Origin of the sequence: Collinsella sp. TM09-10AT (assembly GCF_003436275.1) — a bacterium.
Classification (GTDB): domain Bacteria; phylum Actinomycetota; class Coriobacteriia; order Coriobacteriales; family Coriobacteriaceae; genus Collinsella.
Genome location: NZ_QSOP01000006.1, coordinates 25,128 through 40,296, shown reverse-complemented (window position 1 = coordinate 40,296; position 15,169 = coordinate 25,128). Strand labels below are relative to the sequence as shown.

The following is a 15,169-nucleotide window of genomic DNA, read 5'->3' as shown; positions in this document are numbered from 1 at the left end:
AATGGAGCACTTGCAGCGTCGAGACGAAACGCGGTTTGGTAAAACCGCGTAAGGTGATTATGTTTAAGAGGTTTCTTTCGTATTACAAGCCCCAGATGGGGCTTTTTGTTGCCGATACTGTTTGTGCCCTGGTGCTTGCCGCCATCGATCTGGCGTTTCCTATCATTCTGCGCAATCTGACCGGCGGGCTCTTTACCCAGGGTCAGGCTGCTATTATGCAGGCGCTCGGTATGATCGCGGTTGGCCTGGTACTGATGTATGCCATCCGTTGCGCCTGTCGCTACTTTGTGAGTTACTGGGGCCACGTGATGGGCGCGCGCATGGAGTCCAAGATGCGCGAGGACCTGTTCGATCAGTACGAGCGCTTTAGCTTTGCGTACTTCGATCGTAACAGCTCGGGTGACATGATGAGCCGCGTGGTCAACGACCTGTTCGATATCTGCGAGGCGGCACACCACGTGCCCGAGTGGATTATCATCTGCGGCATCGAGATCGTCGGCTCGTTTGTGATCCTCTTTGCTATTGCCCCGGTGCTGGCTCTCGCCATGGCCGTAGTGACGGCGGCTTTTGCGGTCATCATGTTTTGGCAGAACATGCGCATGCGCGAGGTCTTTAGCGACAACCGCAAAAAGATCAGCGGTATTAATGCTCAGCTGCAGGATTCGCTGGCAGGCATGCGCGTGGTCAAGAGTTTTGCGAACGAGGAAGCTGAGCGCTCCAAGTTCCGCGCCTCTAACGACCGCTATCTTTCGTCCAAGGAGAATATGTATCACGCCATGGGCGTCTACACTGCGACGTATGGCCTGCTCTCGGGCGTGTTGTACGTGATCGTGGTGCTGCTGGGCGGTTGGCTGGTCGCCCAGGGACAGCTGCAGGCGGTCGATATGGCGACCTTTGCGCTCTATATTTCGCTGTTCTGCACGCCGCTCGAGACACTCGTCAATTCGGCCGAAATGTATCAGAAGGCCATCGCTGGCTTTAAGCGTATGGACGAGGTGCTCTCGACCGCGCCGGATATCCAGGACAAGCCGGGCGCCACGGATCTGCAGGTGACCGCCGGCGCCGTGGATTATCACGACGTGTGCTTTAACTACGAGGACGTTGAGCTGGGCGAGGGCGATGCCGAAGAGCGTCCCGTTATCGACCATATGAATCTGTCCATCAAGCCCGGGCAGACCATCGCTTTGGTTGGCCCTTCGGGCGGTGGCAAGTCCACGACCTGTTCGCTGCTGCCGCGCTTTTATGACGTGGCTGCCGGATCCATTAGCATCGACGGCCAGGACGTGCGCGATGTGACGCAACAGAGTTTGCGCCGTGCTATTGGCCTGGTGCAGCAGGATGTCTACCTGTTTGACGGTACGATTGGCGAGAACATCGCCTACGGCAAGCCGGGCGCCACGGCAGAAGAGGTCGCCGAGGCCGCCCGCCGCGCCAATATCGATGCCTTCATCGAGTCGCTTCCACAGGGCTATGACACGGTCGTGGGCGAGCGCGGCAGCCGTCTTTCGGGCGGACAGAAACAGCGCGTCGCCATCGCGCGCGTGTTTCTCAAGAACCCCAAGATCCTGATTTTGGACGAGGCGACGAGTGCTTTGGATAACGAGAGCGAGGAGGCGGTGCAGGAGTCACTCGAAGAGCTGGCACGCGGCCGCACCACGATTATCATCGCCCATCGTCTTTCGACCATTAAGCATGCCGATGAGATTGCGACCGTTGAGCATGGTCGCGTTGTGGAGCGTGGCACGCACGAGGAGCTTCTCGCCCGTGGCGGCACCTATGCCCGTTACTATCGAATGCAGTTCGAAGGTGCGCGTGCGCACGAGCTCGACTGATTGATATGACAGGAAGTTTATGGCTGACAAGAACCCTTTGACTCCGGAAGAAGTGACGGAGTTATTCTCCGAAATCGATGCATCCGGCGTCTTGGATCCCACGCTTGCCAAAAAGCGAACCGAGCGCATGCGTGAGAAGGAGGCTGCGGCCAAGCGCGGTGACAAAGCGGCGCTAGCGCAGCTGCGCAGCGAGGACCGCGCGAGCCAGGCAAAACATATCGACCCGCTGTCCGAGGACGACCCTTCGGGCTCGCAGGTGAGTCATACCATTACGAAGACTGCTATGGCTGTGGTCATCGGCATCTTGGTGCTGATTGTTGGCATGCAGATTGGCTACGGCGTGATGCGACGCCTGAACACCGCCAATCTGTCCGAGAGCGTTTCGGTGGATACCGTCTCGACCGCGCTCAAGGGTGGACTCGAGTGGGGCAACGGCTTTACGCAGTTCCCGCTCGACTTTACCGTCGATGAGGCCGATGAGCGTACGGGCACGGTCGAGGTGACGGTGTTGGACACGTCGTCTGCCAACGAGCTCGAGCTGCTGTCCAACGGGCAGATCCAGGCCGCGGCGCTTGCGACCAACGCGCTGCTCAACGATAAGATCGACCGCGTGGTGTACAACGTGCACGCCTATATCGATGAGGACAGCAATATCCAGCATGATTCCTTCTTTGGCATGTTCCCCGCGCGGGGTCATCAGAGCGCCATTTTGACGTTTGTGTGGACCAAGAGCTCATCGAGCGCCACGAACATCGACTGGAAGATGCATATCGTGAGCATGGACGATACGATTGCCGAGCGCATTCAAAAGCAGGTGAACTCGGTGTCGTCGCTGATTGAGGACCCGGCGGTGAGCCAGACCAAGATTGACGAGGAAAAGGCCGAACGTGACCTGGAGCATCGTCTGCATGGCCGCGAGATTTTCCGCGGCGGCAAGCCCGATCGCGCGCCGTCCGATCTGCTGGAGCAGGACAAATAAGAAGTCATCATCCCGCGTGAGCTACAAGCCCACGCGGGATGATTTTTTAATCCCCGTTCCAGAAAAATCATTTATGCATGGGAAGTCATAATTATCATTTTGTAAACAATTCTATGTAATTAATGCCATGGAGCATACTTGCGGTTACAATACCGCGAGGCCTAACTACCACCCTTTAAGCCGGTCCTGTGAGACCGGGAAGGAGAATTATGGCGAACAACCATACCGCGGGCGCTGCCGCCCGCACCATCGCGCCCAGCGAGCTTTGCCAGCGTATGCTGGCAAAAACCAGTAAGGGCATCTGCGGTCCCTGCATCCTGTACCTTGAGGATGGGACCATTTTTTATGGACGTTCATGCGGCGCCGAGGGCACCGCGACCGGCGAAGTCTGCTTCAACACCTCGCTCGAGGGCTATTTTGAGGTCATGACCGATCCGAGCTATGCCGGTCAAATCGTAACCATGACCTATCCGCAGATTGGTAACTACGGCATCGATGAGACCGACGTCCAGTCGGCCTTCCCCGGTGACGCCGCTCACCCTGCGAGTGCTCCGGCCATGCGTGGCATGATCGTGCGCGACATGTGCGCCACGCCTTCTAACTGGCGTTCTGCCGAAAGCGTGCCGGAGTACCTGCGCGCCCACGGTATCGTCGCTATCGAGGGCGTCGACACCCGCGCCTTGGTGCGCCACCTGCGCGATAACGGCTCCAAGATGGGCATTATCTCGACCGAGGTCTTTGACGTCGACGAACTTGCCGAGCGTCTGGCCGCAGCCCCCACGTTGGTGGGTGAGAACTTGGTCAAGACCGTGAGCTGCCCTGAGCCTCATGCCTTTGCTGCGGGCGACCTGCCTGCTACGCATGATTTTGCGCTCACCGCCGCCGCCCCTGCCCGCCACAAAGTGGTTGCCTACGACTGCGGCGTGAAGCGCGGCATTCTGGAGGGTCTGGTCCGCGCCGGCTGCGAACTGACCGTCGTGCCGTGGGATACGCCCGCCCAGCAGGTGCTCGACATGAATCCCGATGGCGTCTTTTTGTCCAACGGCCCCGGCGACCCCGATGCCGTGGTGGAGACCTACGAGCAGGTGCAGCAGCTGATCGGCAAGGTGCCGGTCTTTGGTATTTGCCTGGGTCATCAGATGATCAGCCTGGCCTGCGGCGCCCAAATGGAAAAGCTTAAATTCGGTCACCGTGGCGGTAACCAGCCGGTTATGAATCTGGTGAGCCGTCGCGTGGAGATCACCGCGCAAAACCATGGCTTTGGCCTGCTGTTCCCCAGCTTGGGCAAGCTTGTCCCCGAGCTTTCCGGTGGCGAGACCGACCACGCGGCCGATGGCGACCTGCGCGTCTGGGTGCGCCGCGGTATCGCGCCGGTCGTGATGAACGAGCGCTTCGGCCGCATTCGCCTGACGCATGTGAACCTCAACGACGGCACCGCCGAGGGCATCCAGCTGCTCGACGCGCCGTGCTTCTCGGTGCAGTACCACCCCGAGGCCTCGCCCGGCCCCACCGATGCCCACTATCTCTTTACCGCCTTTACGCGACTCATGGACGGCGAGGAGAACTACCTGGACATCGACACCGCGAAGGACCGCCTCGCCGGCTGGAATTTTGCCGAGTCCGAGAACGCTGCGACCGAGGAGAACTAACATGCCTAAACGTACTGACATCAAGCGTATCCTCGTCATTGGTTCGGGCCCCATCGTTATCGGTCAGGCCTGTGAGTTTGACTACTCCGGCGCCCAGGCCTGCAAGGTGCTCAAGGAGGATGGCTTTGAGGTCATCCTGGTCAACTCCAACCCGGCGACCATCATGACCGACCCGGGTCTTGCCGACCGCACCTATGTTGAGCCTATCACCGCCGAGTTCATTGAGCGCGTGATTAAGAAGGAGCGTCCGGACGCGCTGCTGCCCACGCTGGGCGGCCAGACCGGTCTGAACGCCGCCGTCGAGCTGGCAAAGGACGGCACGCTCGACAAGTACGGCGTCGAGATGATCGGTTGCGACCTGGCCGCCATCGAGCGCGGCGAGGACCGCAAGCTCTTTAACGAGGCCATGGCCGAGATCGGCCTGGAGGTCGCGCGCTCGGGCTACGCCTATAGCGTGGCTGACGCCGAGGCCATCGCCGAGCGCGTGGGCTATCCCTGCGTGCTGCGTCCGAGCTTTACCCTCGGCGGTGCCGGCGGCGGCATCGCGCATACCCATGAGGAGCTCGTCTCTATCGTGAGCCAGGGCCTTGAGCTTTCGCCCGCCCACGAGGTGCTGGTTGAGGAGTCCATCGAGGGCTGGAAAGAGTACGAGATGGAGGTCATGCGCGACCACGCCGGCAACGGCATCATCGTGTGCTCCATCGAGAATCTCGACCCCATGGGCGTGCATACCGGTGACTCCATCACCGTGGCACCGGCGCAGACCCTCTCCGACCTTGAGTATCAGCGCATGCGTGTCGCCTCGCTCGCCATCTTGGAAAAGATCGGCGTCGAGACCGGCGGATCCAACGTGCAGTTTGCCGTGAACCCCCAGACCGGCCGCCTCATCGTCATCGAGATGAACCCGCGCGTGAGCCGTTCGTCCGCACTGGCCTCCAAGGCTACGGGTTTCCCCATCGCCAAGGCCGCCGCTCGCCTGGCCGTGGGCTATACGCTCGACGAGATTGTCAACGACATTACCAAGGCAACGCCTGCTTGCTTTGAGCCCACGATTGACTACTGCGTGGTCAAGGTGCCGCGCTTTGCCTTCGAGAAGTTCAAGGGTACCGATCCCACGCTCACCACGCGCATGAAGGCCGTGGGCGAGATTATGGCGATCGGCCGCACCTTCGAGGAAGCCCTTGGCAAGGCCATGCGCTCGCTGGAGGATGGGCACCAGGGTATTTGTGCCGGTGGCAAGGAGGGTGCCGATAAGCTGAGCGACGATGAGCTCGCCCAGGCCGTGGGCACCCCGACTGAGCACCGCATCTTCTTTGTGGTCGAGGCCCTGCGCCGTGGTTGGGATGTTGCGCGCATCCATGCTATCTGCGGTATCGATCCGTGGTACCTCAACCGCATCAACGATATGGTGCAGGTCCAGGAGAGCATTCGCGGCCTGCGCGTGGAGGACATTGACGCCGACGCGATGCGCCTGCTCAAGCAGTATGGCACGAGCGATGCCGAGATTGCCGCGCTGACCGGCTCCGATGAGCGCTTTGTGCGCGCTTACCGTAAGGGCCTGGGCGTGGTTCCCAGCATGAAGACGGTCGACACCTGCGCGGCCGAGTTCTCGAGTGCCACGGAGTACCACTACAAGACCTACGAGAACATCTACCGCACGAGCCCGGTCGCCAAGAAGTGCGTGGCCCCCGACGAGACCACGCCGGCAGATAAGCCCAAGGCGATGATTCTGGGTGCCGGCCCCAACCGCATTGGCCAGGGTATCGAGTTTGACTACTGCTGCGTGCATGCGAGCTATGCGCTGGCGGCCCGCGGCTTTGAGACCATCATGGTCAACTGCAACCCCGAGACCGTCTCGACCGACTACGACACGTCCGACCGCCTGTATTTTGAGCCGCTCACCTACGAGGACGTCATGGACGTCATTGACGTTGAGCGTCCCGACGGCGTCGTGGTGACGCTCGGTGGCCAGACCCCGCTTAAGCTGGCGCGCATGCTCGAGGAGAGCGGCGTCAACATCATGGGCACCAAGCCCGATGCCATCGACTTTGCCGAGGACCGCGAGCGCTTTGCCGCCCTGCTCGACAAGCTGGGCATTATGTATCCGCCGGCGGGCCAGGCAACCTCGTTTGAGGAGGCCGAGGCCGTGGCCGCGCACATCGGCTACCCGCTGCTGGTGCGTCCGAGCTACGTGCTGGGCGGCCGCGGCATGATGATCGCCTACGATGCCGAGCATCTGCGCGATTACATGGCCGAGGCCGCGCGCATTAGCCCCGACTACCCGGTGTATCTGGACCGCTTCCTGGAGGGTGCGATCGAGTCCGATGTCGACGCCCTGTGCGACGGCGAGGAGGTCTACATCGGCGGTATCCTGGAGCATATCGAGGAAGCCGGTATCCACTCCGGCGACTCCGCGACTTGCATTCCGCCGTTTAGCTTTAGCGAGAGCCTGCAGGCGAAGCTCCGCGAGACCACGCGCCGCATCGGGATGGCGTTGGGCGTGCGCGGCCTGGTCAACGTGCAGTACGCCATTAAAGGCGAGACCGTTTACGTGATCGAGGCCAACCCGCGCGCAAGCCGTACCGTGCCGTTTATCTCCAAGGCCACCGGTGTGCCGCTCGCCAAGTGTGCCGCACGTATCATGGCGGGCGATTCCATCGCGAGCTTGGGCCTGCCGAGCGACGAACGTCAGCTCGATTGGTTCTGCATGAAGGAAGCCGTTATGCCCTGGGGCCGTTTCCCGGGAGCCGACGTTATCCTGGGGCCCGAGATGAAGTCGACGGGCGAGGTCATGGGTATCGCCAAGAGCTATCCCGAGGCATACGCCAAGACGCAGCTGGCGATCGACTACAAGCTGCCCGACCCCAGTGCCGGCAAGGTATTCATCAGCGTGTGCGACCGCGACAAGCGTCACATCCTTTCGGTCGCGCGTATCCTGCGCTACCTGGGCTTTGATATCTGCTCCACCGAGGGCACGGCGCGCGTGCTTCGCGGCGGCAACGTGACGTGCGAAGTCGTGGAGAAGATCAGCGGCCCGCACGACGGCGAGTGCCCCAACATCGGTGACCTCATCGCCGATGGCAAGATCGCGGTAATCATCAACACGCCGTACGGTCCGGGCTCGCGTGGCGATGGCTACCTGCTGCGTACCGAGGCCGTGCGCCGCGGCGTGACCTGCGTGACGGCGATGTCTGCGGCCAACACGTACGTGAGCGCCATCGAGGCCGTGCGTGAGGACCAGCAGGGTCACGGCAGCGCCAACGACATGGGCATGGACGTCATCGCCCTGCAGGACCTGCCGCAGTACACGGTGTAGTGTGACCTGGTCGGCCGGGGCGGGAGGGGCCGAGATTTCCCCCTTTCGCTCCGGCTGCAAGCAGAGTCGCTCAGGAGGAAACTCGGCCCCTCCCGCCCCGGCCTGCGGTGACTTGGCCGCACCGTGTGCTGCGGAAGGGGCTTTGCGTGATGACTAGGGCTGAATAAAAAGTGAGTGTGGGCAGAGCCCACGTTTTGTATGGGGTCCTCCGGTGAATTGCATTCACCGGAGGACCTTTTTGTGGCTGGCTGAGAGTGCCGCTGGACAGTTAGTTCAGATTTGTATTTTTGTGAGGGTGGAAAAGGCCGATTTGAGCTCAAATGAGTCGTTCTTGGCGGTCTGATGCGACAAGGATGCGCAGTCAGGAATGAGAAAAGGGCGTTATTGGGTCTAAAACGGCTTCAAAACGATACGTTTGCACGTAAGGACCCGGCCAAAAAATACAAATCTGAACTAACTGTCCACCATCCTCCGTCAACCTCTCATTCCAAACCAAATCAGTCAACGTACGTCATGGCAATATCCGGTAGGTCGCAGGGTGGCGGCTGAGCCTTTCCCTCGGGAAACTTCGCGAAGCCCAGTTCCCGAGGGAAAGGTATGGTCTGTGTAATACCAGATAAACAGTACATTTTTGCTAGATTGGTATTTGACTGAAGAACCAATTGGTATGGCTTATTAAGCCCACCTTGTCGTTGACGCTCATTTTACTGCCGCTGGGAGAATTCCGAACTTGGTTGCGCAAGTGCTCCCATATATTGATATGACCTAGTAGGTGGCTATCTGGTTACTACCAGTTGGCCCCTTGGTAACGGGTGGCCCCATTGTGCGGAATGTACCGAACATCCCCGTTTGATACGTTTTCCCATGCTGCCGGGGGGGGGGCGTCCTCGGCATGTCGGAAGAAAGGAGCCCAGGTGCGCAGGAATTCCATTTTTACGAAACGGTGGGTGAAGGGAAGCGCGGTCCTCGTTGCCACTGCAGCGACGCTCGTGTTTGCCAATCCCCAGCAGGCGATTGCCACGCCACTCAAGGGCGTCGACTCAGCGACCGTGTCCCAGTCTGCCTCGAATGTCGTCGACATCGATTTCGCTGACGGCATCAAGGGCCGTATTACGTTCCTCGAGGACGGTATTTTCCGTTATAACGTCGACCCCAAGGGTGAGTTTTCCGATTACGCCACACCGCGCAGTAAGTCCCACACGGCTAAAATCCAGGCTCAGCCCGATACCTCGGACACCTACAGCAAGCCGAGCGCGACGGTTGCCGACAAGGGCGACACTATCGAGATCACCGGCGGAAAGGCGACCGTGATCCTGGACAAGGCGACTGGCAAGATGAGTATCAAGTCAGGCGACCGTGTCGTGGTTTCCGAGTCCGCGTCCCTCGACCTTGATAAGAAGGGTACCGTCCAGACGCTCGCCAAGGAGAAGTCCGAGAACTTCTTTGGCGGCGGCACCCAGAACGGACGCTTCCTGCACACCAACCAGACCATCGCCATCTCCAACACGAACAACTGGACTGATGGCGGCGTTGCCTCGCCCAACCCGTTTTATTGGACGAGTGACGGCTACGGCGTACTCCGAAACACGTTTGCAGAGGGTTCCTACGACTTCGGTTCCACGGACTCATCGACGGTCACGACTTTGCACAGCGAGAATGAGTTTGATGCCTACTACTTCGTGGCGACCAACGAGGGCGCTTCGAACGTGGCAACCGAGATGCTGCAGGACTACTACAAGGTGACCGGTAACCCGGTACTGCTGCCCGAGTACGGGTTCTACCTTGGTCATCTTAATGCCTATAACCGTGATGGCTGGTCAACGACCTCGGGTCAAAAGAAGTGGGAGACCAAGGGCAGCAAGTCCTCGAGCGAGAAGGGCGACGTTAAGTACGAGTCTGGCATGTCGACGGGCTACAAGCTCGACGGCACACTTGCGGCCGAGACGCTCAACGGTGAGGGCCCTTCGGTTGATACCGAGAACATGAAAGCGACCGATTTCGACCGCCAGTTCTCTGCTCGGCAGGTTATCGATGACTACGAGGACAACGACATGCCGCTCGGTTGGTTCCTGCCGAACGACGGCTACGGCGCCGGCTATGGCCAGAACGGTTACTACAAGACCGGCGGCGTCAACTCCGACGGAACGAGCTCGGCCGACCGTCTTAACGCTGTGCGTGCCAATGTCGACAACCTTAAGAAGTTCACCGAGTATGCCAACTCCAAGGGTGTGAGCACGGGCTTGTGGACCCAGTCCAACCTTGAGCCCGACAGCAACTCCGAGACCCCGTGGCACCTGCTTCGCGACTTCGACGCCGAGGTCAAGACGGGAGGCATCTCTACCCTTAAGACCGACGTCGCCTGGGTTGGATCTGGCTACTCCTTTGGTCTTAATGGCATCAAGACAGCTTATGACACGGTGACGACCGGCGCCAACAAGCGCCCCAACATCATCACACTCGATGGTTGGGCCGGCACGCAGCGCTTTGGCGGCATTTGGACCGGCGACCAGTATGGCGGTAACTGGGAATACATTCGCTTCCATATCCCCACGTATATCGGTCAGAGTCTTTCGGGCAACCCCAACATCGGCTCCGACATGGACGGCATCTTTGGCGGCGACCCCATCATCTCTGCGCGTGACTACCAGTGGAAGACGTTCACCCCCTCTATGCTTGACATGGACGGTTGGGGCACCTACCGCAAATCGCCCATGACGCACGGCGATCCCTACACAGGCATCTCGCGCTTCTACCTCAAGCTCAAGGCGCAGCTTATGCCCTATATCTACACGAGCGCGGCCTCGGCGGCCAACATCGACACGGGTAACGGCGATGCCGGCCTGCCCATGATCCGCGCCATGCTGCTTTCCGACAACTCCGAGTACGCCGCAAGCACTTCGACGCAGTACCAGTATATGTTCGGTGAGAACTTCCTAGTGGCACCGGTGTATCAGGATACCCAGGCAGATGAGAACGGCAACGACATTCGCAATGGGATCTACCTCCCCAACTACGGCACCGACGAGAATCCCACCATCTGGATCGACTACTTCTCGGGTAAGCAGTATCGCGGCGGCCAGGTTCTCAACAATTACGAGGCTCCGCTTTGGAAGCTGCCGCTGTTTGTGAAGGCCAACGCTATCGTGCCGATGTACGCCGAGAACAACAACCCCGAGGCCGTGAGCGACACCAACACCAAGGGTACCGACCGCAGCCAGCGTATCGTCGAGTTCTTCGCCACCGAGGGCGACGGCACCTTTACGCAGTACGAGGACGACGGCTCCTCCATCGAAAACAACACGACTGAGGACGATTCCTACGGTACGATCGACAACATCTCCTACGGTGAGCATGTGAGCACCGTTTACAGCTCCAAGGCCGCAGGCGGCACCGCGACCTTTACCGCCGAGGCCTCGCAGGGTAGCTACAACGGCTACGACTCCAACCGCACCACGACCTTCGTGGCCAACGTGTCCGCCAAGCCCATGAGCGTCGTCGCCAAGAACGGCGGATCCGCGCTCAACGTGGTTGAGGTCGACTCGCAGGAGGCCTTTGACGCCGCGACCCCCGCGGCCGGCCAGGCGGTCTACTTCTACAGCGAGGCCCCCAACCTCAACCACTACGGCAGCGATGCGGACGGCACCGAGGCCGAGCGGGGCGAGAGCTTTAACAACACCAAGATCACCACGAACCCCAAGGTCTACGTCAAGTTCGCGAAGACCGATGTTGCTGCAGCGGCGCAGACGCTTGAGCTGGGCGGTTTCGTGAACGCCGACGCAACGCTCACAGCCGATCGCCTCAACGAGAACCTCTCCGCACCCACGAACCTTGCTGCCCCCGAGGACGTCACGACCCCAACGAGCATCAAGCTCACCTGGGGAAAGGTCGATGGTGCTACCTCCTACGACCTTAAGGTCGACGGCACTGTGTTTGCCGTGGGTGATGCGGCCGAGTTCACGCACACCGACCTCGCCTACAATAGCAAGCACACCTACCAGATTCGTTCGCGCAACGCCGAGGGTTACTCCGCCTGGAGCGATGTGCTCGAGGCGAACTCCGCACTCGATCCGTGGCGGAACGTCCCCGACGCCGAGCAAATCACCTGGGAGGGCTCACTTTACGGCAGCCATAAGGCCGAGCTCGCCTTCGACCATGAGTTCCAGTCGGGCGACGGCGGTTTCCACTCCGGTGGCAACGATCTGGGCAAGGCGCTTACCGTTGACTATGGACGCGCTTACAAGCTCGATAAGCTCGAGTACTATCCGCGCGATGACGCCGGCAACGGCACTGTGACCAAGATGCGTGTTGAGACGAGTCTCGATGGCGTCCACTGGACGAGCCAGGAGGTCGATTGGGCACGTTCCGCTGATTGTAAGACGGTAGCGTTTGACGGCACCGTGGCCGCCCGTTACGTGCGCATGACACCGCTCGCCTCGGTCGGCAATTTCTTCTCCGCGTCCGAGATTGCCATCTACAAGACCGACGGCACGGATGGCTTCGCCGTGGGCTCCAACCTCAACAAGGCCACGATCTCCGACGGAGACTACTCCAACATGAAGAACTATCTGGGCCTCGAGAATCGCGATCCCGATACCCCGACGTTCGGTTCGCAGATCCGCGACCACTTCGCCGACCTCAACGATAACGGCGTTTACGACGTCTACGATTACTCGTTCACCATGGCGGGTCTTGACGGCGGCACTAAACAAAAGGGCAAGGTCGCAGGTTCGCTCGCGGTGATTCCGAGCAAGACCGAGGTCGAGGCCGGTGATGAGATCACCGTTGATGTCTATGCGGCCGACGCCAAGAACGTCAACGCCCTGGGCGCTCTCGTCAACTTCAAGAGCGACCAGTTCGAGTTTGTGTCCGAGAGCATCGCGCAGGACGGCTCGACTGCCGGCATGGAGAACCTGTCTCGCGAGAAGGTCCAGTTCGCGGACAGAACGCAGACTATCAATCTCGCCTTCGCCAACCGCGGCGATGGCAAGCTCTACAACGGTACCGGCGCGGTGGCGAGTTTCAAGCTCAAGGCCAAGACCGCCGGCAAGGTCGAACTGCCCTCGACATCTTGGCTCATCGGTCCGGCATGCGACGCACTTGAGTTTGCGAGCGACGGCACGGTGACGATGCCGGATGTTCCTCAGCCAACGGTCGCCGAGTACGGTCAGGATGCCTTCAACATCACGATGACCAACGATGAGCTCACGACCGACGACGGGACCAACGTCGAGAAACTTATCCAGCAGAAGAGCTATAACGCGCTGTTCGATAATAACGAGGGCGACAACGGCTTTGAGTTCCTATGGAACTGGGAGCCCAACTATGACAGCGAGGGTAAGTTTCCGAGTTACGTGAAGCTTCCCACCACGATGACATTCGCATTTAAGACGCCGTCGAAACTCGATAGTGTCGAGGTCGTTAACCGCAACGGTGGCAACGGAACCGTGCAGAAGATCAAGGCTGTCGTGACGTTCGAGGATGGCTCGACCCAAGAGTTCGCGGGCGGGGAGTACGATTCCTTCCGGGCTCGCTACGCCTTTGGCCTCTCTGCCGAGAACAAGGGCAAGAAGGCGACCAAGGTCGAGGTCACGCCGCTTGAGGCATCGGGTGACCAGATGCTCACACTGCGTGAGGTCAACTTCAACTACACGCAGGGTGTCGAGGCCATCGAGGGTGTCGAGCTAGGCAAGAACCAGACCGAGTTCTTTGAAGGCGACGTTACGCTCGTCGACGCCAAGGCCACGCCTGAGAGCGCCGGCTACCCCTATGTGACGGTCGAGAGCTCCGACCCCTCTGTGGTAAGCGTCTCCGCTGTTCAGGCTGGCGATAGCGTGAGCTACTACCTGCGTGCCAACAAGGCCGGCAAGGCAAAGATCACGGTGGCGTCGGTACTCGACCCCTCCAAGACCGCATCCTATGAGGTCGAGGTCAAGGCTGGTGTCGATACCTCTGCGCTCGTGGCAGCGCTTTCCGAGGCCGCGGGCTACAGCGAGTCCGTCTACACTAAGGATTCCTATGCAGCTCTCACCGCTGCGGTCGAGGCGGCTCAGAAGCTTCTCGACGGCGGCCAAGGCAGCTATAGCAAGAAGGATGTCGCAGACGCCACAGCCAAGATCGAGAAGGCAATCGACGGCCTCAAGATGCGCCCTGTCGATGAGAAGATTCTTATCAACACGCCCGAGAACCGCAAGAACGTCAAGGTGGCCGGCTTCTCGAGTGAGGCCGACTACGAGGGCAGCAACGCCGTCAACGCTCTCGACGGCGACGAGCGGACGCTTTGGCACAGCGACTGGGCCCATGGGACCGGTATGCCCCAGTATCTGAGTGTCGACCTGGGCCGCGACTACGATCTCACCGACGTTACATTCCTGCCGCGCCAGGACGGCGGCACTAACGGCGATATCTTCGAGGCCGAGATACTGGTCTCCGACACTGCCGACGGTTATGAGATGGGCACCGCCGCGTCGATGGGTACGTTCGCCTTCGACAACGACGGCCGCGTGCTCACCGACCGTGGCGACTGGAAACAGATGAGCTTTGGCGCCGCGCGCGGTCGCTACGTGACCGTCAAGGTGATTCACGCCGGCGGTGGCAACGTTGATGCCTACTGCAGCATGGCGGAGCTCAAGTTCTACGGTACGGCCGTCCCCGATCCGGTGGCGAAGGATGATCTCGCTACCGCGATCGAAAAGGTTGATGCCGAGGTTGCTGCCGGCGACCTCAAGGCCGGTGACTACACCGAGGCCTCCTGGACGGCGCTCGAGAACGCCCTGGCGAGCGCCCGCGCCATCTTGAGCGACGAGAACGCCACGCAGGACGAGGTCGACCAGGCGCTCAGGGCGCTCGAGAGCGCCCGCGGCGCGCTCGAGAAGACCCCGGTGGCCCCGGTCGAGAATCCGACTAAGAAGCAGCTCAAGGCCCTGGTCAAGCAGGCGAAGGAGACTGACACCAGGGGCAAGACGGCCGAGTCTGTCAAGGCCCTGACGGATGCCATTACCTACGCCGAGGACGTCTTGGGTGATGAGAATGCTTCCGACACCCAGCTCCAGGCGGCCTATGACCAGCTCAAGCTGGCTATTGAGAGCCTCAAGGATGCCGATTCCGGCAATCAGGGCGGCTCGGGCAACCAGGGTTCCGGCAATGGCTCGAACGGCGGCAACCAGGCGGGCAAGCCCGCAGGCGACAAGGCCCAGGGCAGCAAGAAGAACGGTTCGGCGATTCCCAATACCGGAGACCAGACGGCGGCGACCGTCGCGACCGTCGGTGGTCTTGGCGCCATCATCGCCGCGATCGGCGCTTTCTTCCATCGTCGCAGCAAGGCTAAGTAGCCCCAGCAACAGCTAAGCAAGCGTGCCCGCCGTCCCACCCAAGGACGGTGGGCACGCTTTTTGAA

Annotated in this window: 5 protein-coding genes; all 5 read left to right on the top strand. The window is 60.4% G+C overall.

The genetic code is table 11. The features are described 5' to 3' along the window. Window positions 1-59 precede the first annotated feature (59 nt). On the top strand, window positions 60-1,832 hold the full coding sequence (locus DXD77_RS03920) for an ABC transporter ATP-binding protein (RefSeq protein ID WP_117647785.1): 1,773 nt from the start codon (window positions 60-62) through the stop codon (window positions 1,830-1,832). 19 nt (window positions 1,833-1,851) lie between these two features. After that, window positions 1,852-2,811, top strand: coding sequence for a hypothetical protein (locus DXD77_RS03915; RefSeq protein ID WP_117647784.1), 960 nt, complete (start codon window positions 1,852-1,854; stop codon window positions 2,809-2,811). A 209-nt stretch (window positions 2,812-3,020) separates the two neighbouring features. Continuing rightward, entirely contained in the window at window positions 3,021-4,460 is a 1,440-nt protein-coding gene (carA, locus tag DXD77_RS03905) for a glutamine-hydrolyzing carbamoyl-phosphate synthase small subunit (protein ID WP_117647783.1), read from the top strand. A gap of 1 nt (window position 4,461) precedes the next feature. Then, window positions 4,462-7,776 (top strand): carbamoyl-phosphate synthase large subunit, encoded by a 3,315-nt coding sequence (gene carB / locus DXD77_RS03900; protein WP_117647782.1) that lies wholly within the window; start codon window positions 4,462-4,464, stop codon window positions 7,774-7,776. 947 nt (window positions 7,777-8,723) lie between these two features. Further along, complete coding sequence (locus DXD77_RS03895; protein ID WP_158549078.1) at window positions 8,724-15,104, top strand: discoidin domain-containing protein; 6,381 nt, start codon at window positions 8,724-8,726, stop codon at window positions 15,102-15,104. The last annotated feature ends 65 nt before the right edge of the window (window positions 15,105-15,169 follow it).